The 25593-nt window shown below is 69.1% G+C and carries 19 protein-coding genes; 13 read left to right on the top strand and 6 right to left on the bottom strand.

Annotation, left to right across the window (positions count from 1 at the left end):
* From ACFE64_RS03355 to rfbH, 8 genes are all read left to right on the top strand, one after another.
* Positions 1-1917: a hypothetical protein gene (locus ACFE64_RS03355; RefSeq protein ID WP_375391040.1), complete on the top strand. Its 1917-nt coding sequence runs from the start codon at positions 1-3 to the stop codon at positions 1915-1917.
* Positions 1914-2843, top strand: coding sequence for an NAD-dependent epimerase/dehydratase family protein (locus tag ACFE64_RS03350; protein WP_375391039.1), 930 nt, complete (start codon positions 1914-1916; stop codon positions 2841-2843). Before ACFE64_RS03355 ends, ACFE64_RS03350 begins: the two co-directional genes overlap by 4 nt.
* A 40-nt stretch (positions 2844-2883) precedes the next feature.
* A complete protein-coding gene (locus ACFE64_RS03345; RefSeq protein WP_375391038.1) occupies positions 2884-4119 on the top strand; it encodes an N-acetylneuraminate synthase family protein in 1236 nt (411 codons plus the stop codon).
* A 63-nt stretch (positions 4120-4182) separates the two neighbouring features.
* Complete coding sequence (locus ACFE64_RS03340; protein ID WP_375391037.1) at positions 4183-6036, top strand: thiamine pyrophosphate-binding protein; 1854 nt, start codon at positions 4183-4185, stop codon at positions 6034-6036.
* A 20-nt stretch (positions 6037-6056) separates the two neighbouring features.
* Positions 6057-6734 carry an HAD family hydrolase gene (locus ACFE64_RS03335; protein WP_375391036.1) on the top strand — a complete coding sequence of 226 codons (678 nt, stop codon included), beginning with the start codon at positions 6057-6059 and terminating at the stop codon, positions 6732-6734.
* A gap of 85 nt (positions 6735-6819) precedes the next feature.
* Positions 6820-7593, top strand: coding sequence for a glucose-1-phosphate cytidylyltransferase (gene rfbF, locus ACFE64_RS03330; RefSeq protein ID WP_375391035.1), 774 nt, complete (start codon positions 6820-6822; stop codon positions 7591-7593).
* Complete coding sequence (gene rfbG, locus ACFE64_RS03325) at positions 7593-8693, top strand: CDP-glucose 4,6-dehydratase (RefSeq protein ID WP_375391034.1); 1101 nt, start codon at positions 7593-7595, stop codon at positions 8691-8693. Before rfbF ends, rfbG begins: the two co-directional genes overlap by 1 nt.
* A 51-nt stretch (positions 8694-8744) precedes the next feature.
* Positions 8745-10100, top strand: coding sequence for a lipopolysaccharide biosynthesis protein RfbH (rfbH, locus tag ACFE64_RS03320; RefSeq protein ID WP_375391033.1), 1356 nt, complete (start codon positions 8745-8747; stop codon positions 10098-10100).
* Between the two features lie 700 nt (positions 10101-10800).
* On the opposite strand, the gene ilvC is transcribed toward rfbH, so the two are convergent.
* The 4 genes from ilvC to ilvD all read right to left on the bottom strand — a co-directional run bounded on the left by ilvC (position 10801) and on the right by ilvD (position 16375).
* Positions 10801-11844 (bottom strand): ketol-acid reductoisomerase, encoded by a 1044-nt coding sequence (ilvC, locus tag ACFE64_RS03315; protein ID WP_375391032.1) that lies wholly within the window; start codon positions 11842-11844, stop codon positions 10801-10803.
* Positions 11845-11868: 24 nt separating this feature from the next.
* The gene (gene ilvN / locus ACFE64_RS03310; protein ID WP_375391031.1) at positions 11869-12399 is read right to left on the bottom strand and encodes an acetolactate synthase small subunit; all 531 of its coding nucleotides are present in this window, start codon (positions 12397-12399) and stop codon (positions 11869-11871) included.
* Positions 12399-14198 (bottom strand): acetolactate synthase 3 large subunit, encoded by a 1800-nt coding sequence (locus ACFE64_RS03305; protein ID WP_375391030.1) that lies wholly within the window; start codon positions 14196-14198, stop codon positions 12399-12401. The genes ilvN and ACFE64_RS03305 overlap by 1 nt, the downstream gene beginning before the upstream one ends.
* A 323-nt stretch (positions 14199-14521) precedes the next feature.
* Complete coding sequence (ilvD, locus tag ACFE64_RS03300; RefSeq protein WP_375391029.1) at positions 14522-16375, bottom strand: dihydroxy-acid dehydratase; 1854 nt, start codon at positions 16373-16375, stop codon at positions 14522-14524.
* A 254-nt stretch (positions 16376-16629) separates the two neighbouring features.
* On the opposite strand from ilvD, the gene ACFE64_RS03295 reads away from it, so the two are divergent.
* From ACFE64_RS03295 to ACFE64_RS03275, 5 genes are all read left to right on the top strand, one after another.
* On the top strand, positions 16630-18210 hold the full coding sequence (locus tag ACFE64_RS03295) for a 2-isopropylmalate synthase (protein WP_375391028.1): 1581 nt from the start codon (positions 16630-16632) through the stop codon (positions 18208-18210).
* A gap of 5 nt (positions 18211-18215) precedes the next feature.
* Complete coding sequence (leuC, locus tag ACFE64_RS03290; protein WP_375391027.1) at positions 18216-19616, top strand: 3-isopropylmalate dehydratase large subunit; 1401 nt, start codon at positions 18216-18218, stop codon at positions 19614-19616.
* Complete coding sequence (gene leuD / locus ACFE64_RS03285) at positions 19613-20197, top strand: 3-isopropylmalate dehydratase small subunit (protein ID WP_375391026.1); 585 nt, start codon at positions 19613-19615, stop codon at positions 20195-20197. Before leuC ends, leuD begins: the two co-directional genes overlap by 4 nt.
* A gap of 172 nt (positions 20198-20369) precedes the next feature.
* Complete coding sequence (gene proB, locus ACFE64_RS03280) at positions 20370-21488, top strand: glutamate 5-kinase (RefSeq protein WP_375391025.1); 1119 nt, start codon at positions 20370-20372, stop codon at positions 21486-21488.
* Positions 21489-21514: 26 nt separating this feature from the next.
* Positions 21515-22747: a glutamate-5-semialdehyde dehydrogenase gene (locus ACFE64_RS03275; RefSeq protein WP_375391061.1), complete on the top strand. Its 1233-nt coding sequence runs from the start codon at positions 21515-21517 to the stop codon at positions 22745-22747.
* 11 nt (positions 22748-22758) lie between these two features.
* On the opposite strand, the gene ACFE64_RS03270 is transcribed toward ACFE64_RS03275, so the two are convergent.
* Positions 22759-24135 (bottom strand): sugar MFS transporter, encoded by a 1377-nt coding sequence (locus ACFE64_RS03270; protein ID WP_375391024.1) that lies wholly within the window; start codon positions 24133-24135, stop codon positions 22759-22761.
* 182 nt (positions 24136-24317) lie between these two features.
* Positions 24318-25553 carry an MFS transporter gene (locus ACFE64_RS03265; RefSeq protein ID WP_375391023.1) on the bottom strand — a complete coding sequence of 412 codons (1236 nt, stop codon included), beginning with the start codon at positions 25551-25553 and terminating at the stop codon, positions 24318-24320.
* Positions 25554-25593: the final 40 nt, after the last annotated feature.

Below are 25593 nucleotides of genomic sequence, written 5' to 3'. Positions count from 1 at the left end.
TTGCGCGAGCTGTTCGCGGAGCAAGTCCGCCGGTCGACGGTCTCGCGTCCGGTCCGCAAGCTTGCGCAAGGTATCGCCCACGCCACCTGCGGGGAATGCTGGCATCATCACGGTCCCGTTGCCTTTGCGGCCATGGCCCTACCGATCGCGGTGACGGCTGCCAAGCTTGCCATCGCCGACCGCCTCCGTCACTGGCACCCGATGAGCGCGCGCCCACGCATCGACCGCCGAAGCTTGCTCCGTGTCGCACCCGTCGCGGGCCTGATTGCGGCTGCCGACACCGTGCAGCAGGGGCAAGGCGCCAACGCGACGCCGCTCCCGGCGCACGCGGCAACCTTGTCGGCGGGTCGCTACCGGGTCGATCGCGACATGCTCGTTTCCGGCGACATGCTGTTGCTGCCCGGTGCCCAGATCGACATCGCCGCCGATTGCACGCTGACCTTTACGGGCGATCTCCAGGCACCCGCGTCGCGGGTCTTCACCGGCGCGGGGCGAGTGGACCTGAACCGCAGCCGCGTGCTGGCTGCACGGCCCGAATGGTGGGGAGCGGTGACGGACGAGCTGAGCGTCGATTGCCTTGCCGCGATCCAGGCGTGCATCGCCGCGCATTCGGTCGTGGCGCTGGTCGCAGGCGACTATCACATCGCTGACACGCTCCGGATCACGCTTCCCAACCGGCTGGTCGAGGGCAGGACCGGCTTTTCCGAAGGGCGCACCACGATCAGTCGGCTGGTGCTGGGCAAGAGCACGGGCGACGTCGTCCAGGTCGGGCCAGATCGGCAGCCGCTGAGCGCGGCGGGCTTTCTGCCCGGCATCCGGCTCCGCGGTTTCGAGCTGGCCCGCTCGGTCGCGGTCACGCCCGCCCCCGCCGGGCAAGAGGCGCGCGGGCCTGCGGGCCTGCGCGTGCAATATGCCACCGCGTGCCAGTTCGACGATCTGACCTCGATGGAGCACGCCAACGGCTATGTGATGCGCGCCACGGTGCGCAGCTTCCTGCGCAACTGCAGCGCGTTCCGCTCGCGACCGGGAACCTCGTCGACGAGCGACGTGTTCGTCGGCTTCCTGTTCGACGGCAACGTCGACTTCGGAGCCGCCGGGGGCAATGCATCGCTTTATGCGATCGAGTGCGTGGCAAGCACTGGGGGAGCGCCCGGCCTGGCGCGATCGATCGGCGCGTACCTGCCGGGCGCGTTCGCCGATCTGTTCCTGGTGCGGTTCGAGATGGCATCGATGACCGACGGGATCGTCGCGCAAGGCACCGCAGGAACCCGTGACCCACACCGATTGAAGTGGGGTAACGGTGACCTGCATTTGGTGATGCCGATCCTGGACAATGTCGCGCGCACGGGCATCGAACTCGCCGATCTGTCGCCCTATGCCCTGGTCGACATCGTCGAACCCTATGTTTCGGTGGCTTCGAGCGCGACCGCGGCAATCATGGTCCGGGACGGCGGCGGGGCCGTGACGGTCACGGGGGGGCAGCTCATCGGTTGGAACAATGCCGAGGCGGGCGGCACCGCCCATGGCGTGCTTGGCAGCGCGATGTCGGGGCTTGCGCTCAAAGGCGTGAAGCTGCTCGGCTGGCAACGCCCGGCGGCGTTCAGCGGCTGTCGCGATCTCGATCTCGACTTGGTCGCGCACAATCCCGACCAGAGCGCAGATCAGGCCGCGGTGCGGCTGACCGCGTGCGAACGGGTTTCGGTACGCGCGCGCGTCACCGGCAAGGCCGGCGCGTTTCCGGCCGGGGTGTTGCTGGAAGGCACGGCGAACCAGCGGATCGCCGTCGACGCGACCGGGATCGACCCCGACGCGATCGCCGGCGGTGCCCCGGCCGGGGCCAAGCTGATCTGGAACGGCACACCGGTCCGCACCGCCGGGCCGTTCGGGAGTCACGTCGCCAGCGGCATCATGATTTGAGCGAGCAGGACCGGCCCCGCATCGTCGTAACCGGCCCGACCGGGTGGATCGGGTCCGCGCTGCTGACGCGCATCGCGCATCTCTATGGTCCGGGTTGGGATCGGTCGGTGCTGCTGTTCGGGTCGCGCGGCGCGGAGATCGTCGCGCCCGACGGGGCCGTGTTGCGCATTCGTCCGCTATGCGAACTGGCCCCCAAAGACGTCGCCGGTGCCGTGGTGATCCACCTGGCATATCTCACCAAGGAGAAGGTCGAACTGCTCGGGGAGGCGCGCTTCGTTGCGGAAAACCTCGCGATCGACCAATTAGTGTTCACCGCCTTTGCAGACGCCGCGCCGCGTGCCGTTTTTGTTGCCTCGTCGGGTGCGGCGGCGCTCGCGGCGGACGGCCGCGACCGGCATCCTTATGGTTGCGCCAAGCTGCGGCAGGAGGATCGGATGCTCGAATGGGCGGCGCGGTCAGGCGTGCCTGCGATTGCCGGGCGGATTTGGAATCTCACCGGGCCGTTCATCAACAAGATCGGGTCCTACGCGATCGCCGACATGCTTATCCAGGCGCGCGCAACCGGTCGGATCCGCATCGCGGCGCGCGTGCCCGTGTTCCGGTCTTATCTTCACGTGTCCGATCTGTGTGACCTGATCCTGCTGGCATCGATCGGACGGATCGGTCATGCCGAACCGATCGATCTCTGTGGAGCAGAGACGTTGGAGATGAGCGATATCGCTCGGCAAATCGCGGTGCTGGTCGGGTTGTCCGCGGACGCAATCGAGCGCGCACCAGTCGTGTTCGATCGACCAAGCGCGTACTTGGGCCAGTTTGCCCTGACCAAGGCACTGGCGATGCGCGTCGATCAAGTCCTGCTCCCCTTTGCTCAGCAGCTGGCCGACACCGATCGGTGGTTGCACGCGGGAAGGCCTCGAAAAGCCTGACGTTTTTCGCCGACCCAATTGCTTGCGAACGGTGGCGGCATTGGGTACCGCCCCGGATCGACGGCGGGAGACGACGAAGCCGGGCAGGAACGGACACGCTCGCGCTCCGTTCACGTGGCGGCGGTGCCCGAACGGTACGAAAGGAAGAAGTGTGGCTAGCTCCGTTTTCGACGACCTGTTTGTCCTCGAACTTGCCAACAATCATTGGGGAAAGCTGGACCGCGGGCTCAAGATCATCAGCGACTTCGCGCGCGTGGTCCGGTTCAATGAAGTCAAGGCCGCGATCAAGCTGCAGTTCCGTGATGTCGATTCCTTCGTACATGCGGATTTTCGCGATCGCGCCGATGTGCGGTACATCAAGAAGACGCTCGACACGCAGCTGCCCTGGGACAGCCTGCAGCAAATGGTCGCGGCGGTGCGCAATTGCGGCATGCTGACCATGGTGACGCCGTTCGACGAAGTCAGCGTCGATAAATGCGTCGAGTTTGGTGTCGATGTGCTCAAGGTCGCCAGCTCGGACATCCGCGACAAGACGCTGCTGCGCAAGCTGGCGGCGGCAGGCAAGCCGGTGATCGCCTCGTCCGGAGGCGCGAACGAGCAACAGATCGACGAGTTGGTCGAGTTCTTCACCTCGCGCGGGATCAGCTTTGCGCTGAACCATTGCGTGTCGATCTATCCGTCGGAGGATAGCGAACTTGAGCTTAACCAGATCGATTACCTTCGCGCGCGTTATCCCCACATCACCATCGGACTGTCGACGCACGAGCATCGTGACTGGCGCGATTCGATCCTGATCGCCTATGGCAAGGGCGCGCGCACGTTCGAGCGACACATCGACATCGATCACGATGGCGTGCCCGTCAGTGCCTATTGCACCAAGCCGGAGCAGGCCGACATGTGGTTCAAGGCCTTTAAGAAAGCCCGCGAGATGTGCGGCGGGTCGCCGGCGTTCAAGCGTTGCGTGCCCGAAAAGGAGGTCCGCTATCTCGACGCGCTGCTTCGCGGCGTCTACGCCCGGCGCGATCTGCCCACCGGCCATTGCCTGACCGACGCGGACGTGTTCCTGGCGGTTCCGTTGCTCAAGGGGCAGGTGTCGACCCGAGAGTTCATGACCGGCGAAGTCTTGACTGCCCCGCTGGCGGCCAACGCGCCGGTGCGGCTGACGGACGTGGACGCGCCGTACGGGGCGGACGCCGATTTGGCGGCGATGATCGTCGATCGCGGACTCGACCCGACCGAGCCGATGCCGGCGATGTCGCGTGCGATGAACTCCTGACGGCCCTCGCCCGTCTGCTAACGTGCACGGGGTCGCAAGTCCGATAACTGAAAGTCTCTGACGATGGCCGCCGTGCGCTTGTCCGATTACGTCGCCCAGACGATTGCAGACCACGGCGTCCGGCATGTGTTCATGCTCACCGGCGGCGGTGCCATGCATCTGAACGATGCACTCGGTCGGGTGCCCGGGTTGCGATACGTCTGTTGCCATCACGAACAGGCACTGGCGATGGCGGCCGAAAGCTATACCCGACTATCGGGACGGCTCTCGGCTGTGAATGTCACCACGGGCCCGGGCGGGATCAACGCGCTCAACGGGGTGCATGGTGCCTATACCGATTCGATCGCGATGATCGTATTGTCGGGACAGGTGAAGCGCGAAACGCTGCGCCAGAACGCGCCGGTCCGGCTCCGCCAACTGGGCGATCAGGAAGCCGACATCGTAGCGATGGTCAAGCCGATCACCAAGTTCGCGGTGATGGTCGAGGACCCGCAGGATATCCGTTATTTGCTTGAAAAGGCATTGTGGTTGGCAACCACCGGTCGCCCTGGCCCGGTGTGGATCGACATCCCGATCGACGTCCAGGCGGCGCGGATCGACCCGGATGCACTTCGCGGCTTTTCACCCAAGGTGGAAGGCTTCGGTCGTGATTTCGCGTTGCCGGCCGAAGCGGGATGGCTGACCGGCGAGCCGCTGCGCGACGCCGCTCGCGCGGTGGTCGCGGCCTTTGCAGCTGCGAACCGGCCGGTTCTGCTTCCTGGCACCGGCGTGCGAATTGCAGGCGCGCACGACCTGTTCCTCGAGGTGGCTGCGTTGCTCGGCGCGCCGGTCGCGCCGGGCTGGAACGCGCAGGACGTGGTCGACGACGACCACCCACTGTATGTCGGGCGTCCGGGCACGGTGGGCGATCGATCGGGCAATTTCGCCGTGCAGAACGCCGACCTGCTGCTGGTGCTCGGCTGCCGTCTCAACATTCGCCAGATCAGCTACAATTTCGATTCGTTCGCGCGTGCCGCCAAGAAGATCATGGTCGACGTCGATGCGGCCGAGCTGTTCAAGCCCACGCTGTCGATCGACGTGCCGGTACATGCGGAGCTGAAACAATTCCTGACAGTGCTGCGTGAGGAGCTGCAAGGCTATGATGTACCCGCGGCACATAAGGCTTATCTTGCCTGGGCAATGGAACGTCGCCGTCGCTATGATCCCGTCCTTCCCGAATATTGGGAGGCGACGGGTGCGGTGAACCCCTATTGCTTTACCCAGACTCTGTTCGAGCAACTCGAGCCGAACGAAGTTATCGTCATGGCCGACGCGACCGCGGCGGTGGTGACCGTCCAGGTGGCCAAGCTGAAGCCAGGGCAGCGGATTTACTCGAACTCCGGCGCGGCATCGATGGGCTATGATCTGCCCGCTGCGATCGGGGCCTGGCATGCCATGCCCGAGGGCAGCCGGCGGCTGATCTGCATGGCGGGTGACGGCAGCATCATGCAGAACCTGCAGGAGCTGCAGACAATCGTGGGGCAGCGTATTCCGGCGAAGATCTTCCTGTATAACAACTCCGGCTACCACTCGATCCGTCAATCGCAGCAGGCGCATTTCGACGGCTTCTCGGTCGGATGTGGCCCGGACTCGGGCGTGACCTTTCCCGATTTCGGCAAGATCGCGGTGGCATTCGGCCTCGATTACGTTCGTACCCAGGATCACGCGACCATGGCGGATGCGATCCGGCAGACGCTTGCGAGCCCCGGCCCCGCTATTTGCGAGATCATGGTCGACAAGGGCCAGGGTTTCGCGCCGAAACTCTCGTCCAGGGTCCGTGCCGACGGCACGATGGTCACGGCTCCGCTTGAAGATCTATCGCCGTTTCTTCCCCGCGAGGAACTCGAGGCCAACATGCTGATCCCGTTGCTCGCCTGAGCGAGGTCGTGCCCAGGCAGGTGCTCCTGTTCGATCTCGATGGCACGCTGGTGGACAGCGCGCGGGACATCGCCCTGGCGCTGACGCGGATCAGCCACGCGCGGGGCGGACCCACGATCTCGCCCCAACAGGTGCGCCCACTGGTGAGCTTCGGTGCCGAACGATTGGTGGCCACAGCGCTCGACCAAGTGGCGGGCGAGGCGGCTGCGGACCTGCACGCCTTCCGCACGATCCTGCGCGACCTGCCGGCCGACCCGGGCGCGCTGTTCCCTGGCGTAGGTGCGACGTTGGCGACGCTGGCCGCGCAGGGTTTCCGCCTTGGTATCGTGACCAACAAGCCGGAAGCGCTCGCGGTGACGCTGCTGAGCGGGCACCGGCTCGGACACCTGTTCGACACGGTGGTCGGCGGCGACACGACGGCTGACGCCAAACCACACCCGCGACCGGTGCATCACGCCCTGGCGGAGATGGGAGCGAGCGCCGGGTCGGCGCTGTTCATCGGCGACAGCATCGTGGATGCCAAAGCCGCTCGCGCCGCCGCGATCCCGTTCATTCTTTATGAAGGGGGGTATGGCGGCGCGCTGATCGCTCGAGCCGAGGTCGCAGGGCGGTTTTCTCGCTTCCAGGATCTGCCCTTGATTGCTGCGGCGCTCCTCGCGCCAGGCAGGGCTTGGTTTCCCCATCCACGTTCAGCATAGGCGCGATCATGGTAGCGATCAGGGTTCGGGCACGAAGCGTGGCTTCGCTGCGCATTGTTTGCCGAGGGGCCGAGGCGGCGAGCGCATGAAGGCGGTCATCCTTGCCGGCGGCTTGGGCACGCGCTTCAGCGAAGAAACCTCGGTACGCCCGAAACCGATGATCGAGATCGGCGGCAAGCCGATCCTCTGGCACATCATGAAGATCTATGCCGCGCATGGCATCCATGATTTCGTGATCTGCTGCGGCTATCGCGGCTATGTCATCAAGGAATATTTCGCCAACTATTTCCTGCACATGTCCGATGTCACCTTTCGCATGGTGGAGAACCGGATGGAGGTGCACCAGAGGCGCGCCGAGCCGTGGAACGTCACGCTGGTCGATACCGGCGAGGCGTCGATGACGGGCGGCCGGCTGCTTCGCATTCGTGAGCATCTGGCGCATGAGGATGCCTTCTGCATGACCTATGGTGACGGGGTCGGCAATGTCGACATCTCCGCCAGCATCGCGTTTCACCGTGCGCACGGCAAACTGGCCACGTTAACCGCGGCCGTCCCGCCGGGACGATTCGGCGCGCTCGACCTCGATGGAGATCGCGTCGTGAGCTTCCTCGAAAAGCCGGAAGGCGATGGAGGTACGATCAACGCCGGCTTCTTCGTGCTTTCGCCTAAGGTGCTGTCGCTGATCGCGGGGGACGCGACCTTGTGGGAGCAGGAACCGCTGCGGCAACTCGCGGCTGACGGCGAGCTGATGGCCTTTCCGCATCGCGGCTTCTGGCAACCGATGGACACGTTGCGCGACAAACAGCATCTGGAATCATTGTGGCTGTCGGGAGCGGCGCCCTGGGCCGTGTGGGGCTGATGACGGACCCGGCGTTCTGGTCAGGCAAGCGCGTGTTCCTGACCGGCCATAGCGGCTTCAAGGGCAGCTGGCTGTCGCTGTGGTTGCAGGCGATTGGCGCCCGGGTAAAGGGCTTTGCTTTGCCGCCGCCCTCCAACCCGAACCTATTTGCGGTCGCACGGGTTGCCGATGGCATGGCGTCGCAATTCGGCGACGTTCGCGACCTGGCCGCCGTGCAGGCGAGCATGGCCGGGTTCGATCCCGAAATCGTCATCCACATGGCCGCCCAGCCGCTGGTGCGCGAATCCTATCGCGACCCGGTCGGCACTTATGCCACCAACGTCATGGGCACCGTACACGTGCTCGAAGCGGCTCGCGCGTTACCCGGCGTGCGCGCGATCGTCGTTGTGACGACCGATAAATGCTATGACAACAAGGAATGGGTCTGGGGCTATCGCGAGGACGAGCCGATGGGCGGCCGCGATCCGTACAGCAACAGCAAGGGGTGTGCAGAGCTCGTCACGGCAGCGTATCGCGCTTCGTTCTTCTCGAACAAGAGCAGCGTCGCGGTCGCGAGCGCGCGCGCGGGTAACGTCATCGGCGGCGGCGATTGGGCGCAGGACAGGATCATTCCCGACATCCTGCGCGCGTTCGAGCGACGATTGCCGGTCGCAGTCCGTAACCCGCGCGCTATTCGCCCGTGGCAGCATGTGCTGGAACCCTTATCGGGATATCTGATGCTGGCCCGGGCGCTGTACGAGCAGGGCGGCGCGTTCGCCGAAGCGTGGAACTTTGGCCCGCATGACGTCGATGCGCAGCCCGTGCAGGCGATCGTCGAACGCATGGCCGCGAGCTGGGGAGAGGGGGCTGACTGGGTAGTCGATGACGCAGCCCATCCGCACGAGGCGCGTCATCTAAAGCTCGACATCGCCAAGGCCGGGGACCGGTTGCACTGGCAACCGCGCTGGTCGCTTGACGAGGCGCTCGCACGGATCGTCGACTGGCACCGCGGCTGGCTGGCTGGTGCCGACATGCATGCCGCCTGCCTGGCCGAAATCGCCGCCTTTGCCGCTTCTTCGGAGTCGACGCGGGTTATCGACAGGCCAGCACCGACCCGATAACGCCCAACCAGCCCAGCCGCTTACCTCCCGGCGCAGTTCAGCGAGTGATCCATGTCCGAAGCCATGCGTGCCGATATCATTGAGCGGTCGCGCGCTTATTTCGATGCCAAGCCCGTGGCGCCGTTCATCCCCGGGGTCACGTACATTCCTCCGTCGGGCAAGGTCATGGACGCCGACGATTGCGCGCACCTGATCGACGCTTCGCTCGACATGTGGTTGACGGCCGGTCGCTACGCCGACCAGTTCGAAGAGGAGCTGGCGCTGCGGTTCGGCACCCGCTTCGCCAAGCTGACCGTATCGGGTTCTGCGGCAAACCTGCTCGCATTTGCCGGCCTTACCTCATGGAAGCTCGGCGAGAAGCGGATCAAGCCCGGCGACGAGGTCATCACCGTGGCCGCGGGGTTCCCCACCACCGTCACGCCGATCATCCAGTACGGCTGCATCCCGGTGTTCGTCGATGTCGATATGGTCACGCACAATGTCGATGTCGACCTGCTCGAAGCGGCGCTGACCGACAAGACCCGCGCGGTCATGATCGCGCATTCGCTTGGCAACCCGTTCGACGTTGCGCGGGTGGCGGCGTGGTGCAAGCAGCACGATCTTTATCTGATCGAGGATTGCTGCGACGCATTCGGGGCGAGTGTCGGCGGAAAGCCAGTCGGCACCTTCGGCGATGTTGCCACGTTGAGCTTCTATCCGGCTCATCACATCACCATGGGCGAGGGTGGAGCGGTGATGATGAACAGTCCGCGCTTAGCCAAGATCGTCGAATCGTATCGTGACTGGGGACGTGATTGCTATTGTAAGCCAGGCTGCGATAACACTTGTAACAAGCGTTACGGTTGGCGGCTTGGACAGCTTCCAAAAGGCTATGATCACAAATATACATACAGCCATATCGGCTTTAATCTGAAGGTCAGCGACATGCAGGCCGCGTTGGGAGTAAGCCAGCTCAAGAAGCTCGACCGATTCATCGCGCGACGCCGTGCGAATTTCGACGGCTTGACCGACCGACTACGCGCGCGCGGACTCGACGACAATTATCACTTGCCCGAAGCCACTCCCGGAACCGAGCCGAGCTGGTTCGGTTTTCTGCTGACGTTGCGCGACGGCACCGGCATCGATCGAGGCCAGCTCGTCCGCATGCTGGAAGATCGCAAGGTCGGCACGCGCATGTTGTTCGCGGGCAATCTGACCCGTCAGCCGGCGTTCCAGGACGTCCCCTATCGTATTCACGGCGCGCTCACCAATACCGACAAGATCATGAACGACAGCTTCTGGGTTGGTGTTTGGCCGGGCATCGACGATGTCCGGATGGATTATATGGCCGATACGCTGCTGGCGGTCACCGATGAGCTGAAAGATGGGCACGCGGCGTCGGCCAACATCGTAAGTCCTGCGATCTGAAACAGCATTCGGCAACAGGCAAGGTAGATTGAAGGGACAGAAAGGCAGCTGGTCCGATAGTCGATCGAGATCATCAACCGGCCTTGTTGCAGACACCGCCGGCGCGCCAATCGCCCAAGGCTGAATGAAGGCAGCTTACCGCCCCCGGCCCGCCGAAAGCGATCAGGCCATAATCCACCAGAGTGCCGACGTTCTGCTCTCACCAACATGGACAGGCTCAAGCCGTTGCGCGGCTGACCGTGTCTGCTATCGTGTCTCTCGGCGAGGGCGAGTGAAATCACGCCGCGAAGTCAGCCGCTTAGGTGTCACTAGCGCCGGTTGTGACCAGCCTGGCTCGTCCGACTGCTCCTGTTCCGTCACCCCCGCGAAGGCGGGGATCCAAGCTGATCCACTCGATCCGAACACATCATTGCTGTCCGCGTGGGTCGGGCTTGGATCCCCGCCTGCGCGGGGGTGGGAGAAGGCGGCAACCGCCGCGACCGGCTCCACCACTGGAATGGCCCGGCCGCCCCGAACCCATCGCAAAGCGCTCTAAAGGGTTGTCGATCACCCCCGCGCGTCGTTCGGCTGACGATCCCCGGATTTGCCCAGCGCACGCCCGACCAATGCCGCACCAACTACCGTGAAGTTCGACCGCCATTGTCGGGCTGTCCGAGTGCGCAGCCTGGTCGCCTGCGGGGCGCCATCGTCCCGCGCGGGGTCAGTTGACCGCGCGGTCGACCAGCTTGCCCTGTTCGATCCACGGCATCATCGCGCGGAGCTCGCGGCCGACCTTCTCGATCGGGTGGGCCGCCACGGCCTTGCGGCTCGCCTTCAGCTCGGGGGCGCCGGCGCGCATGTCGGTGATGAAGTCGCGCACGAACCGGCCGCGCTGGATGTCGTGGAGCACCCGCTTCATCTCCGCCTTGGTCGCCTCGGTGACGATGCGCGGACCGGTCGCGATGTCGCCATATTCCGCGGTGTTGGAGATCGAGTAGCGCATGTTGGCGATCCCGCCCTGATAGAGCAGGTCGACGATCAGCTTCACCTCGTGCAGGCACTCGAAATACGCCATCTCGGGCGCGTAGCCGGCCTCGGTGAGCGTCTCGAACCCCGCCATGATGAGGTGGGTGAGGCCGCCGCACAGCACCGCCTGCTCGCCGAACAGGTCGGTCTCGCATTCCTCGCGGAACGTCGTCTCGATGATGCCCGAGCGGCCGCCGCCGACCGCGGAGGCGTAGGAGAGCGCCAGCGCCATGGCGTGACCGTTGCCGCCGCCGCCCGCCTCGCCCGCCGCCTCCTGGGCGACCGCCACCAGGCACGGCACGCCGCCACCGCGCTGATACTCGGAGCGGACCGTGTGGCCCGGTCCCTTGGGCGCGACCATGAACACGTCCAGGTCGGCGCGCGGCTCGATCAATCCGAAATGGATGTTCAGCCCGTGCGCGAAGGCGAGCGCCGCGCCCGGCTGCATGTGCGGGGCGAGGTCCGCCGCCCAGATCGCCGCCTGCGCCTCGTCGGGCGCGAGCACCATCACCAGATCGGCCCAGCGCGCCGCGTCGGCGTTCGCCATCACGCGGAAGCCGGCGGCCTCCGCCTTGGCGGCGCTTGCCGAGCCGGGGCGCAGCGCCACCACCACCTCGCCGACGCCGCTGTCGCGCAGGTTGGCGGCATGGGCATGGCCCTGGCTGCCGTACCCGACGATCGCGACCTTCTTGCCCTTGATGAGGTCGCGATCGGCGTCGGCGTCATAGTACACGCGCATTTGTGGTCCCCTTGATGAAGTTCGTTAGCGGGCAGTGCCGCGGCGGATGGAGAGCACGCCGGTGCGGGATGTCTCGACCAGGCCGAGCGGGCGCATCAGCTCCTCGAAGCTGTCGATCTTGTCGGGCGCGCCCGTCACCTCGAAGATGAAGCTCTCCAGCGTCGTATCGATCACCTTGGCGCGGAAGATCTCGGCGAGCCGCAGCGCCTCGACCCGCTCCGGCCCGCCGCCGCGCACCTTGACCAGCGCCAGTTCGCGCTCGACGCCGAGCGGATCGCGGCTCACGTCGACGACGGTGCGCACGGCGACCATCTTCTGCAGCTGCGCCTCGATCTGCTGGAGGATCGGCTCGGTGCCGCGGCTGACCACCGTCACGCGCGAGACATGCTCGGCATGATCGGTCTCGGCGACGGTCAGCGTCTCGATGTTGTAGCCGCGCGCGGAGAACAGCCCGACCAGCCGATGCAGCACGCCCGGCTCGTTGTCGACCAGCACCGCGAAGGTGGCGCGGCGCTCGGGCGCGGCCTCCGTCGTCAGGTCGTAGGCCGATGCCATCAGACCAGCCGCCGCCCGGCCGGGTCGATCGCCTCGCCAATGTCCATCGCCGCGGCGACATCGCCCAGCAGCATGTCATTGTGCGCGCGGCCCGACGGGATCATCGGGAAGCAGTTCTCCTCCTTCACGACGCGGCAGTCGAGCACCACCGGGCCGGGCGTGTCGATCATCGTCCGGATCGCATCGTCGAGCCCATCCGGGTGCTCGACGCGCAGGCCCGTCGCGCCATAGGCCTCGGCCAGCTTGACGAAGTCGGGCAGCGATTCCGAATAGCTGTGGCTGTAGCGCTCGCCGTGCAGCAGCTGCTGCCATTGCCGGACCATCCCCATCCACTCGTTGTTGAGGATGAAGATCTTGACCGGCAGCCGGTGCTGGACGGCGGTGGACAGCTCCTGGATGCACATCTGGATCGAGGCCTCGCCGGCGACGTCGATCACCAGCGCGTCGGGGTGCGCGAGCTGGACGCCGATCGCGGCGGGCAGGCCATAGCCCATCGTGCCGAGCCCGCCCGAGGTCATCCAGCGGTTCGGCGCCTCGAAGCGGAGATACTGCGCCGCCCACATCTGGTGCTGGCCGACCTCGGTGGTGATGTAGCGGTCGCGATCGCGGGTCAGCGCCTCCAGCCGCGCGACCGCGTGCTGCGGGCGGATGCGCGCGGGATCGGGCGCGAAGCCGAAGCAGTCGCGCGCGCGCCAGCCGGCGATCCGCTCCCACCACCCCGCCAGCCGCGCCGCGCGGTCGCCGCGCTCGCGTGCCCGCCACGCCGTCAGCATCGCGTCGAGGACGCGGCCCGCGTCGCCGACGATGCCGATCTCGGTCGGCACCACCTTGCCGATCGAGCTCGGGTCGATGTCGACATGGATCTTGCGGCTGCCGGGCGAGAAGGCGTCGGGCCGCCCCGTCACCCGGTCGTCGAAGCGCGCGCCGACGCACAGCATCACGTCGCAGTCGTGCATGGCGTGGTTCGCCTCGTACGACCCGTGCATCCCGAGCATCCCCAGCCATTGCGGATCGCCGGCCGGGAACGCGCCCAGCCCCATCAGCGTCGAGGTGACGGGCGCGCCGATCGCGCGCGCCAGATCGGTCAGGGCACGGCTGGCGTCCGGCCCGGCGTTGATGATCCCGCCGCCGGTGTAGATGATCGGCCGTTCCGCCCCGGCCAGCAGGTCGATTGCACGTGCGATCGCCGCCCGGTCGCCATCGACGCGGGGCGCATAGCGGCGGCGATGCTCGCCCGCTTCCGGTCCCTGATAGGTCACCTCGCTCAGCTGCACGTCCTTGGGGATGTCGATCAGCACCGGGCCGGGGCGGCCGCTGGTGGCGATGTGGAACGCCTCGTGGATCGCCGGCGCCAGGTCCTCGACGCGGCGGACCAGCAAATTGTGCTTGGTGCACGAGCGCGTGATGCCGACCGTATCGCATTCCTGGAAGGCGTCGGACCCGATCAGGTGCGTCGGCACCTGGCCGGTGAGGACCACCATCGGGATCGAGTCCATCAGCGCGTCGACGATGCCGGTGACGGCGTTGGTCGCGCCCGGCCCGCTCGTCACCAGCACCACGCCCGGCTTGCCGGTGGAGCGCGCATAGCCCTCCGCCGCATGCGTCGCGCCCTGCTCGTGCCGGACCAGGATGTGGCGCAGCCGCGGCTCGTGGAACAGCGCGTCGTAGATCGGCAGCACCGCCCCGCCGGGATAGCCGAAGATGGTGTCGACGCCCGCATCGAGCAGCGCGCGCACGACGATCGCGGCCCCCGTCGTCGGCGCGGTCTCGGCAGTCTTGGCTTCGGCTTCCAGCAGCATGGCGTCCATCCAGGTCAGGCGGGCATGAAAAAGGCCCCCGAAGGAGCCTGCATGCGACACCGGGAGCGGGCGATCAGGAGATCACCCGTCCAGCATCGCTCCGATAAGTACGAGAGTGCGCAACTTTGTTGCTCCAATAGGATCGTGAGAGCAACTAGCCGTCGCGAGCAGGTTCGTCAACCGGCTTCCATCATCCCCGTCATTCCCGACGGCGCCCTCGTCATTCCCGCGAAGGCGGGCATCCATTCCGGACCAGCCTTCGGAGCTGGCACTGCGCAGCGATAATGGATCCCCGCCTGCGCGGGGATGACGGGAAAGGGGGCCTAAACCCGCGTGAGCTGCGTCACATCGCGCACTGCGCCCCGCGCGGCGCTGGTCGTCATCGCTGCGTAGGCCTGGAGCGCGGGCGACACCGCCCGCTCGCGGCTCACGGGCGTGAACGCGGCCGGGCCGCGCGCGCGCTGGGCGGCGCGGCGGCGTTCCAGCTCCTCCTCGCTCACCGCCAGCGCGATCGTGCGCGCCGGAATGTCGATCTCCACCCGGTCGCCGGTCTCGACCAGCGCGATCACGCCGCCCTCCGCCGCTTCGGGCGAGACATGGCCGATCGACAGCCCCGACGTGCCCCCCGAGAACCGCCCGTCCGTCACCAGCGCGCAGGCCGCGCCCAGGCCGCGCGCCTTGAGATAGCTGGTCGGGTAGAGCATCTCCTGCATCCCCGGCCCGCCGCGGGGCCCCTCGTAGCGGATCACCACCACCTCGCCCGCGACGACCTGGCCGGTGAGGATGCCGGTCACCGCCGCATCCTGGCTCTCGAACACGCGCGCCGGGCCGTGGAAGCGCAGGACCGAATCGTCCACGCCCGCCGTCTTCACGATGCAGCCATGCTCGGCCACGTTGCCGTGCAGCACCGCCAGCCCGCCATCGGCCGAGAAGGGGTGCGCCACGTCGCGGATCACGCCGCCCGCGCGATCGAGGTCGAGCGCCTCCCAGCGCCGCGCCTGGCTGAACGCCTGCTGCGTCGGCACGCCGCCGGGCGCCGCGCGGTAGAACTCGGCCGCCGCCTCGCTGTCGCTCCGGCCCACGTCCCAGCGCGCCAGCGCATCGCTCATCGTGGGCGAATGCACCGTCGGCAGCGAGGCGTCGATCAGCCCGCCCGCCGCCAGCTCGCCCAGGATCGCCATCACCCCGCCGGCGCGGTGGACGTCCTCCATGTGGACATCGGCCTTGGCGGGCGCGACCTTGCACAGCACGGGCACGCGGCGGCTCAGCCGGTCGATGTCGTGCATCGTGAAGTCCACCTCCGCCTCGTGCGCGGCGGCGAGCAGGTGGAGCACGGTGTTGGTCGAGCCGCCCATCGCGATGTCCAGCGTCATCGCATTCTCGAACGCCGCCTTGGTGGCGACGCCGCGGGGCAGGGCGGTGGCGTCGTCGCGCTGGTACCAGCGCTCGCACAGGTCGACGACCAGCCGCCCCGCCTCGCGGAACAGCCGCTCGCGGTCGGCATGCGTCGCCAGCGTCGAGCCGTTGCCGGGCAGCGACAGCCCCAGCGCCTCGGTCAGGCAGTTCATCGAATTGGCGGTGAACATGCCCGAGCAGGAGCCGCAGGTCGGGCAGGCCGAGCGCTCGATCACCGCCAGCTCCGGTTCGGGCACGCGATCGTCGGCGGCCGCCACCATCGCGTCGACCAGGTCGAGCGCGCGCGTGATCCCGTCGATCTTGACCTTGCCCGCCTCCATCGGCCCGCCCGACACGAACACGGCGGGGATGTTGAGCCTGAGCGCCGCCATCAGCATGCCCGGCGTGATCTTGTCGCAGTTGGAGATGCACACCAGCGCGTCGGCGCAATGGGCGTTGGCCATGTATTCGACGCTGTCGGCGATCAGCTCGCGGCTGGGCAGCGAATAGAGCATGCCCCCATGCCCCATCGCGATGCCGTCATCGACCGCGATGGTGTTGAACTCCTTGGCGACGCCGCCGGCCGTCTCGATCTCGCGCGCGACCAGCTGGCCCAGGTCCTTCAGGTGGACATGGCCCGGCACGAACTGGGTGAAGCTGTTGCACACGGCGACGATCGGCTTGCCGAAATCCTCGTCCTTCATCCCCGTCGCGCGCCACAGCCCGCGCGCGCCCGCCATGTTGCGGCCATGAGTGGTGGTGCGGGAGCGGAGGACAGGCATGGCGCGCATGTAATGCCGCAAGGGTCGGGGAAACAACCCTGCAGACGACCCGCCGCTATCAGCAACATTGTTACGCGGCGCGATGGCGAGCAGAAAGGAGGTTGTGCTTGACCACCGGCCCGCTATGCTGTCGGCGATGAGGATGCTCCCGGCCCTGCTTCGACTTCGCCGCCCCTGAGCGCGTCGATGCCCGTGCGAGGGGCAGGCGGCGCTCAGGGGAGCCCGCCCGGACCCTCCAGCAGCACGAGCCAGCGATGACCTTCCACCACCCCAGTTTCGGTAGCCTCGCCGACGATCGCGTGATCGTCTTCGATACCACCCTGCGCGACGGCGAGCAGTCGCCCGGCTTTTCCATGACCACCGCCGAGAAGCTGCGCATGGCGCACGCGCTCGCCGCGCTCGGGGTCGACGTGATCGAGGCGGGGTTCCCGATCGCCTCGCCCGACGACTATGCCGCCGTCGAGGCGATCGCGCGGGAGATCGAGGGGCCGGTGATCTGCGGCCTCGCCCGCGCCGCGCGTGCCGACATCGCCCGCGCCGGCCAGGCGGTCCGCCCGGCCGAGCGGCGGCGCATCCATACCTTCCTCTCCACCAGCCCGCTGCACATGAAGCACAAGCTCAGGATGGCGCCAGACGACGTGCTCGACGCGATCACCGCGTCCGTCACGCAGGCGCGCGACCTGGTCGAGGACGTCGAATGGTCCGCGGAGGACGCGACGCGGACCGAGCGCGACTTCCTGCGCCGTGCGGTCGATCGCGCGATCCGGGCCGGCGCGACCACGATCAACCTGCCCGACACGGTCGGCTATGCGACCCCCGCCGACATGGCCGCGATGTTCGCCGACATCCGCGCGGCCGTGTCCGGCGCGGACGGCGTGATCCTGTCGACCCACAACCACAATGATCTGGGCCTGGCGGTCGCCAACGCGCTGGCGGCGCTGTCGGTGGGCGCGCGGCAGGTGGAATGCACGATCAACGGGATCGGCGAGCGCGCGGGCAACGCCGCGCTGGAGGAGGTGGTGATGGCGATCCGCACCCGCCCCGACGCCAACCCCTATGAGACGGGCGTCGACACCACGCGCCTGCTCGCTACCTCGCGCCTGCTCGCCACCGTCACCGGCTTCGATGTCCAGCCCAACAAGGCGATCGTCGGCCGCAACGCCTTCGCGCACGAGAGCGGCATCCACCAGGACGGCATGCTCAAGAACGCCGGCTCCTACGAGATCATGACGCCCGAGAGCGTCGGCTGGAAACGCTCCAGCCTGGTGCTGGGCAAGCATTCGGGCCGCGCCGCGTTCCGCGCCAAGCTGGCCGAGCTCGGCTATCCCGACATCGGCGACAACCGGCTGCAGGACGCGTTCCGCCGCTTCAAGGAGCTCGCCGACCGCAAGAAGACGGTGTTCGAGGAGGACCTGGTGGCGCTGATCGACGAGGAGCTGGTGCGCGATCACGCGCGCATCCGCCTCGTCGAGATCAGCCTGTCGTCGTCGAGCAAGGGCGGCGCGCGCGCGACCGTCGAGGTGATGGTGGACGGCGAGCGCCATGTCGCCGAGGCGGCGGGCGACGGACCGGTCGACGCCGGCTTCAACGCCGTGCGCGCGGTGCTGCCGCACACCGCCGAACTGACGCTCTACGCGGTCGGCGCGATCACCGGCGGCTCGGACGCGCAGGCGCGCACCACCGTGCGGCTGGAGGAGGACGGGCTGTCGGTGGACGGCCAGGGGTCCGACGTCGACACCGTCATCTCGGGCGTGCGCGCCTATATCCACGCGCTCAACAAGCTGCTCCACAAGCGCGAGCGCCGCATCGCGCCCGTCGTCGCGGCGCAGGGGTGAGCGCGATGGCCCGCACCCTCTACGACAAGCTGTTCGACGCGCATGTGGTCGACACGCTGCCCGACGGCACGGCGCTGCTCTATATCGACCGGCACCTGGTGCACGAGGTGACGAGCCCGCAGGCGTTCGAGGGGCTACGCGCCGCCGGGCGGCGCGTCCGCCGCCCCGACCTGACCACCGCGGTCGCCGACCACAACGTCCCCACCACCGATCGGGCCACGCCGGTGAGCGAGCCGGAGAGCGCGCTCCAGCTCGCGACCTTGGAGCGCAACGTCGCCGAGTTCGGCGTGCCCTATTTCCCGCTCGACGACGCGCGGCAGGGCATCGTCCACATCATCGGCCCCGAGCAGGGACTGAGCCAGCCCGGGCTGACGATCGTCTGCGGCGACAGCCACACCTCGACGCATGGCGCGTTCGGCGCGCTCGCCTTCGGGATCGGCACGTCGGAGGTCGAGCATGTGCTCGCCACCCAGACGCTGCTCCAGCGCCGCGCCAGGACGATGCGGATCACCGCGCACGGCCGCTTGCGCGAGGGCGTATCGGCCAAGGACCTGGCGCTGGCGGTCATCGCCACCATCGGCACCGCCGGTGGCACCGGCCACGCGATCGAGTTCGCCGGCGAGGCGGTGCGGGCGCTCGACATGGCCGGGCGGATGACGCTGTGCAACCTCGCCATCGAGGCGGGCGCGCGTGCCGGGCTGGTCGCCCCCGACGACACGACCTTCGCCTATGTGAAGGGCCGCCCCTTCGCGCCCGCCGGCGCCGATTGGGACGCGGCGGTGGCGTGGTGGCGCACCCTGCCGAGCGATGCCGACGCGCACTTCGACGCGGAGATCGCGATCGACGCCGCCACCGTGCGCCCGATGGTGACCTGGGGCACCAGCCCCGAGACGGCGGTGCCGGTCGACGGCCGCGCGCCCGATCCGGCCGACGCCGCCGATCCGGCGCAGGTGCAGCGGCAACTCGATTACATGGGCCTCCAGCCCGGCCAGTCGCTCGCCGAGGCAAGGGTGGACACCGTGTTCATCGGCAGCTGCACCAACGGGCGCATCGAGGACCTGCGCGAGGCCGCCCGCGTCGCGCGCGGCCGCCACGTCGCGCCGGGCATGCGCGCGCTGGTGGTGCCCGGCTCGGGGCTGGTCAAGCGCCAGGCGGAGGAGGAGGGGCTCGCCCGCATCCTGATCGACGCCGGGTTCGAATGGCGCGAGGCGGGCTGCTCGATGTGCCTGGGCATGAATCCGGACAAGCTCGGCGCGGGCCGGCGCTGCGCGTCCACCTCCAACCGCAACTTCGAGGGCCGGCAGGGACCGGGGGGGCGCACCCACCTCGTCTCGCCCGCGCTCGCCGCGGCGGCCGCGATCGCCGGCCGCTTCGTCGATCCCGCCGCGCTGGAGCCGGTCGCATGACGCCCTTCACGCGGCTGACCGCCGCCGCCGCGCCGCTGGGCCAGGCGAACGTCGACACCGACCAGATCATCCCGGCGCGCTTCCTCAAGACGATCGAGCGCACCGGCCTCGGCCGCCACCTGTTCGCGGACCTGCGCCGCGATTCCGGGTTCGTGCTGGACCAGCCGCGCTATGCGGGGGCGAAGATCCTGGTGGCGGGCGACAATTTCGGCTGCGGCTCGTCGCGCGAGCACGCCTCCTGGGCGCTGCTCGATCACGGCATCGCCTGCGTGATCGCGCCGAGCTTCGGCGACATCTTCGCCAACAACGCGCTCAAGAACGGCCTGCTGCCGATCGTCCTGCCGCGCGCGGCGTGCGAGGCGCTGATGGAGGACGCGCGGCGCGGGCCGAACGCGATGATCGAGGTCGATCTGGAGCGGCAGGTGGTGGTGCGGCCGGACGGCGAGGCGATCGCCTTCACCCTCGATCCGTTGCGTCGGCGGATGCTGCTGGAGGGGCTGGACGATATCGGCCTCACGCTGACCCATGCCGCTGCGATCGACGCCTATGAGGCGCGCCGGCCGCAGCCCTGGGCGGCGTAGCCGGCGTCGCGATGAAGTTACTCGGGGTTGCTGAATGCGCCCAACACCCCCGTCATTCCCGCGAACGCGGGAATCCATCTGTGCTGGTCGGCGGCGCAGCTCCTGGCGCGGCGAGAATGGGTCCCCGCCTGCGCGGGGATGACGGGCGGGTGCAGGAAGCGGGAGCGCTCGCGTGACCATCGCCGACCGCTTCGCCCCCGCGCGCTGCCCGCGGCTGGTGGTCAAGATCGGCTCGTCGCTGCTGATCGGCCCCGACGGCGCGCCGCGGCGCGACTGGCTGGCGACGCTGGTCGACGACGTGGCCGAGCGGCGCGCGGCCGGCCAGGCGGTGGTGCTCGTTTCCTCGGGCGCGATCGCGCTCGGCGCCAGGACCCTGAACCTGCCGCGCGGCGGCCGCGCCAGCCTGGAGGACTCGCAGGCCGCCGCCGCCTGCGGCCAGATCGCGCTCGCCGGGCTCTGGGCCGCGCTGCTCGCCGCGCGGGGGCTCACCGCCGCGCAGATGCTGCTGACGCTGGACGATCTGGAGGACCGACGCCGCTATCTCAATGCCGCCGCCACGCTCGATCGGCTGCTCGGGCTGGGGGCGGTGCCGGTGCTCAACGAGAATGACAGCGTCGCGACGGCCGAGATCCGCTTCGGCGACAATGACCGGCTTGCCGCCCGCGTCGCGCAGGCGGCGGGCGCGGCAGGCGTCATCCTGCTCTCCGACGTGGACGGGCTCCACACCGCCGATCCGGCGCGCGATCCGGCGGCGGCGCTGATCGAGATCGTGCCCGTGGTCGACGCCGCCGTCGAGCGCCTGGCCGGGGCTGCCTCCACGCTCGGCACCGGCGGGATGGCGGCCAAGCTGGAAGCGGCGCGGCTGGCGGCGCGCGCGGGCGTCGACCTCGCCATCGCCTCGGGCCGCGAGGATCACCCGCTGCACCGCTTCGCGGCGACCGGGCGCGGCACGCTGTTCCCCGCCGCCGCCGGCGTTTCGCGCCGCAAGGCATGGCTCGCCAGCCGGCGCACGGCGCGCGGGCGGGTGACGGTCGACGCCGGCGCGGCGACGGCGCTGGCGAAGGGCGGCAGCCTGCTCGCCGCCGGCGTCACCGCGGTCGAAGGCGGCTTCGCCCGCGGTGACGTGGTCGAGGTGCTCGGCCCCGGCGGCGCGGTGGCGCGCGGCATCGCCGCCTATGACGTGGCCGAGGCGAGCCGGATCGCCGGTCATCGCCATGAGGCGCAGGCGGCGCTGCTCGGCTACCCGCCGCGTTCGGCGCTGATCCACCGCGACCAGCTGGTGCTGCTGTGAGCGACGCCGCGGCGCTGATCGGGGCGATGGGCGAGGCGGCGCGCGCCGCCGCGCGCGCGCTCGCCCATGCGCCGACCGTGCAGAAGGCGGACGCGCTCCGCCGCGCCGCCGCCGCCCTGCGCGAGGAGGCCGACGCGATCCTCGCCGCCAACCTCGCCGACATGGGACGCGCCGGCGCGGCGGGGCTAGGGGCGGCGATGCTCGACCGGCTGCGCCTCGATCCTGGCCGGGTGGCGGCGATGGCCGCCGGGCTGGAGACGGTCGCCGCCTTGCCCGACCCGGTCGGGCGGGAGATCGCCGCCTGGACGCGCCCCAACGGCTTGCGCTTCGCGCAGGTGCGCGTGCCGCTCGGCGTCATCGGCATCATCTACGAAAGCCGCCCCAACGTCACCGCCGACGCCGCCGCGCTGTGCGTGATGGCGGGCAGCGCCGCGATCCTGCGCGGCGGCTCCGAGGCGACCGCGAGCAACCGCGCCATCCATGCCGCCTTCGCGCACGGCCTTGCCGCCGCCGGGCTGCCCGAGGCGGCCGTGCAGCTCGTCCCTACCGCGGACCGCGCCGCCGTCGGCGCGATGCTCGCCGCGCGCGGCCTGATCGACGTCATCGTCCCGCGCGGCGGCAAGGCGCTGGTCGCGCGCGTCGAGGCCGATGCGCGCGTCCCCGTGCTCGCCCACCTGGAGGGGCTGTGCCACGTCTATGTCGATCGCTCCGCCGATCCCGCCAAGGCGCGCGCGATCGCGCTCAATGCCAAGCTGCGCCGCACCGGCGTGTGCGGCGCGGCCGAGACGCTGCTGATCGACGCCGCCACGCCGCCCGCGCTGACGGCGGCGCTGCTCGCCGACCTGCTCGCCGCCGGCTGCGAGCTTCGCGTCACGCCCGATCTGCTCGGGCTCGACCCGCGGCTGCGTACGGCCGCGGCGGCAGACTGGTCGACCGAATATCTCGACGCGATCCTGTCGGTCGCGACCGTCGACGGCGTGGCGGGCGCGATCGCGCATGTCGAGCGCCATGGCTCGCACCATACCGACGCGATCGTCGCCGAGGACAGCGCGGCGGCGGCGCGCTTCCTGGCGGAGGTGGACAGCGCGATCGTGCTCCACAACGCCTCCACCCAGTTCGCCGACGGCGGCGAGTTCGGTTTCGGCGCGGAGATCGGCATCGCCACCGGCCGGCTCCATGCGCGCGGGCCGGTGGGGCTGGACGCGCTCACCACCTACAAGACGGTGGTGCGCGGCGACGGGCAGGTGCGGCCGGGCTGACGACCGGCCGTTCAGGCCGGCGCCGGCCCCGCATAGGGCCGCCGCGCATAGAGGCCGAAGCCGGCGATCACCGCGTAGCAGGCGGCCGGCAGCAGCAGCGCCGACGTCAGGCCCGTCGCATCGGCGAGCGCGCCCGTCACCAGCGGGATCACCGCGCCGCCGAAGATCGCGACGTTGATGATCCCCGATCCGTCCGCCGCGCGCGCGCCCAGCCCCTCGCTGGCCAGCGCGAAGATGGTCGGGAACATGATCGAGTTCATCAGCCCGACCGCCAGCAGCGTGTCGGCCGCGGTCGCGCCGCCGGTATTGATGGAGAGGAGGATCAGCGCGATCGCGCCGACCGCGACCCCGGCCAGCACCTTGCCGGGGCTGACCGCGCGCAGCACCGCCGAGCCGATGAACCGGCCGACCATGGCGCCGCCCCAGTAGAACAGCAGCTGCTTGCCCGCCGATTGCCCGGTCAGGCACAAGGCATGGCCGGACTTGAGATAGTTGACGAGCGTCGACCCGATCGAGACCTCGGCGCCGACATAGAGGAAGATGCACAGCGCCCCGAACGCGAAGCGCGGCCGGCGAAGCAGCGCGATGCTGGCGGACAGGCTGGACGCCTCGTGCCGCTCGCCCTGCAACCGGTTGCGGAACAGCCACACCACGCCGGCGATCGCCGCCAGCGCGATGGCAAGGCCCAGATAGGCATGGGCGACCACCTGCGTCTCGGCGATGCGGAAGGCGGCGGTCGGCGCGGCGGCGGCGGCCGCGGCCTCGCCGCCGCCCTGGCAGGCGGGATCGACGACGCGCGTGACGTCCCAGAAGGATTGGGGCGTGGTCCCGGCGGTGGCGGCGAGCGGTGCCAGGATCAGGATCGAGCCGACGAACGGAAAGATCGTCGTGCCGACCGAATTGAACGCCTGCGCGAAGGTGAGGCGGCTGGGCGCGGTCTGCGGCGGCCCGAGCAGGCTGATGAGCGGGTTGGCGACGATCTGCACCAGCACCACGCCCGTCGCGAGCACGAACAGCGCGAACAGGAACAGGCCGTAGATCCCCGTGCGCGAGGCGGGGATGAACAGGAGGCAGCCGGCCATCATCGTCAGCAGCCCCGCCGCCGCGCCGCGCATGTAGCCGGTCCGCTTCACCAGCGCCGCGCCCGGGATGCCGATCACGGCATAGGCGGTGAAGAAGCAGAACTGGATCAGCATCGCCTGCGTGTAGTTGAGCGTGAACAGGTCCTTCAGCTTGGGGATGATGACGTCGTTCAGGCTCGTGATGCCGCCAAAGATGAAGAAAAGCGCGAACACGAACAGGCGCAACTCCGGCGCGTCGACCCCGGCGCCGCCGCCGGACGGGGCCACCGGATCGCTGGAGCTGGTCGTGGTGACGCTGACGGCCATGCGTGATCCCCTCCGGTGACCGGCCCCGCGTGTCTCGGCCGGCCAGGTCAGAGAAGCATGGCGCCGTCGGCGGTGTCAAACCGGCATCACGCCCGCCACGAGGCTCGGCCCGGATCGGCCCCGATCTGAGACCCGGGCAGGCCAGGACCGGATGGACGGGTGGATCACCGGCGTGATCGGCGTCACGCCAGCGCCAGCCGGGGCCGCGCCCAGGCGCCGGCGCAGGCGAGCGCGAACGCGGCGATCCCCAGATAGCAGAGCGCCGGCAGCGCGAGGGACGCGGCCAGCCCATAGGCGTCGGCAAGCGCGCCGGTCAGCACGGGCACCACCGCCCCGCCCACCACCGCCATGCACAGGGCCATCGCGGCATAGGGCGCGGCGCCCTCGTCGTCGGGCAGCGACAGCGCGAACAGCGTCGGATACATGATCGCGTTCATCAGCCCGACCGCGATCAGCGCCGCCGCGCCGAGCGGCCCCGTCGCCGCTATCGCCAGCGCCACCAGCGCGACCGCGCCGGCCGCGACGCCCGCCAGCACCCGCGGCGGCGGCCAGCGCACCAGCACCAGTGCGCCCAGGAACCGCCCCGCCATCGCGCCCGCCCAATAGAGGCTCACCAGCCGCCCCGCCGCCGCCGGGCTGACACCCAGGATCGCGGGCTGGACGAGATAGTTGGTCAGCAGCGTGCCGATCGTTACCTCCGCACCGACATAGGCGAACATCGCCGCCGTGCCGGCGAGCAGCCGCCGATCGGCGAGCACGCGCCCGAGCCCCGCGAGCGGCATCCGCCGCGGCGCGGGCAGCCCCGCGAGCAGGTCGCGCGCGCGCCAGAAGGCGACCGCCAGCGCGAGCAGCACCAGCGTCGACGCGACGAACGGCAGCGCCAGCGTCGCCCAGGCGCGCTCGGTCCCGGCCGCGCTGTTCTCGGTCAGCAGGAACGACGCGCCGATCAGTGGCGCCAGCACCGTGCCCAACGAGTTGAAGCCCTGCAGCAGCGTCATCCGCGAGATCACCCGTGCCTCCGGCTCCACCACCGCGACGACGATGTTGCCGGCGATCTGGAGGAAGGTGATGCCCCCCGCCAGCGCCAGCAGGGCCAGCAGCACCGCGCCGTAGCTCGCCGCCCCCGCCGCCGCGACGAAGCCCGCGCAGCCCAGCGCCATCACCGCCAGCCCGGCCGCCATGCCGCGCATATAGCCGATCCGCACGAGCAGCGCGGTGATCGGCAGCGCGAACAGCAGGTAGCTGGAGTGGAAGGCGAGCTGCACCAGCGACGCGCGGAAATAGTCGAGCCCCATCAGCAGCTTCAGCCGCGGCACCAGCAGGCTGATGAGCGACACGATGAAGCCGCCGGAGAGGTAGGTGCCGATCGACAGCCGGAACATCCGCGCGGCGCGCGCGGCGGGGGAAGGGGCGCTCATGCCCGCCAGCCTATCGTACGCCTCGCGCCGCGCAACGGCC

The sequence above is a fragment of the uncultured Sphingomonas sp. genome (genome assembly GCF_964250165.1).
In the GTDB taxonomy this organism is placed as follows: Bacteria; Pseudomonadota; Alphaproteobacteria; order Sphingomonadales; family Sphingomonadaceae; genus Sphingomonas.
Note: the sequence above shows the minus strand (reverse complement) of the source record. Positions and strands in the feature narration are given on the sequence as shown.

Excerpts from the sequence above, each read along its gene's own strand:
- ACFE64_RS03340 (WP_375391037.1), top strand. The coding sequence starts at position 4,183 with ATGGCCGCCGTGCGCTTGTCCGATTACGTCGCCCAGACGATTGCAGAC.
- rfbF (WP_375391035.1), top strand. The coding sequence starts at position 6,820 with ATGAAGGCGGTCATCCTTGCCGGCGGCTTGGGCACGCGCTTCAGCGAA.
- rfbG (WP_375391034.1), top strand. The coding sequence starts at position 7,593 with ATGACGGACCCGGCGTTCTGGTCAGGCAAGCGCGTGTTCCTGACCGGC.
- rfbH (WP_375391033.1), top strand. The coding sequence starts at position 8,745 with ATGTCCGAAGCCATGCGTGCCGATATCATTGAGCGGTCGCGCGCTTAT.
- ilvC (WP_375391032.1), bottom strand. The coding sequence starts at position 11,844 with ATGCGCGTGTACTATGACGCCGACGCCGATCGCGACCTCATCAAGGGC.
- ilvN (WP_375391031.1), bottom strand. The coding sequence starts at position 12,399 with ATGGCATCGGCCTACGACCTGACGACGGAGGCCGCGCCCGAGCGCCGC.
- ACFE64_RS03305 (WP_375391030.1), bottom strand. The coding sequence starts at position 14,198 with ATGCTGCTGGAAGCCGAAGCCAAGACTGCCGAGACCGCGCCGACGACG.
- ilvD (WP_375391029.1), bottom strand. The coding sequence starts at position 16,375 with ATGCCTGTCCTCCGCTCCCGCACCACCACTCATGGCCGCAACATGGCG.
- ACFE64_RS03295 (WP_375391028.1), top strand. The coding sequence starts at position 16,630 with ATGACCTTCCACCACCCCAGTTTCGGTAGCCTCGCCGACGATCGCGTG.
- leuC (WP_375391027.1), top strand. The coding sequence starts at position 18,216 with ATGGCCCGCACCCTCTACGACAAGCTGTTCGACGCGCATGTGGTCGAC.
- leuD (WP_375391026.1), top strand. The coding sequence starts at position 19,613 with ATGACGCCCTTCACGCGGCTGACCGCCGCCGCCGCGCCGCTGGGCCAG.
- ACFE64_RS03275 (WP_375391061.1), top strand. The coding sequence starts at position 21,515 with ATGGGCGAGGCGGCGCGCGCCGCCGCGCGCGCGCTCGCCCATGCGCCG.
- ACFE64_RS03270 (WP_375391024.1), bottom strand. The coding sequence starts at position 24,135 with ATGGCCGTCAGCGTCACCACGACCAGCTCCAGCGATCCGGTGGCCCCG.
- ACFE64_RS03265 (WP_375391023.1), bottom strand. The coding sequence starts at position 25,553 with ATGAGCGCCCCTTCCCCCGCCGCGCGCGCCGCGCGGATGTTCCGGCTG.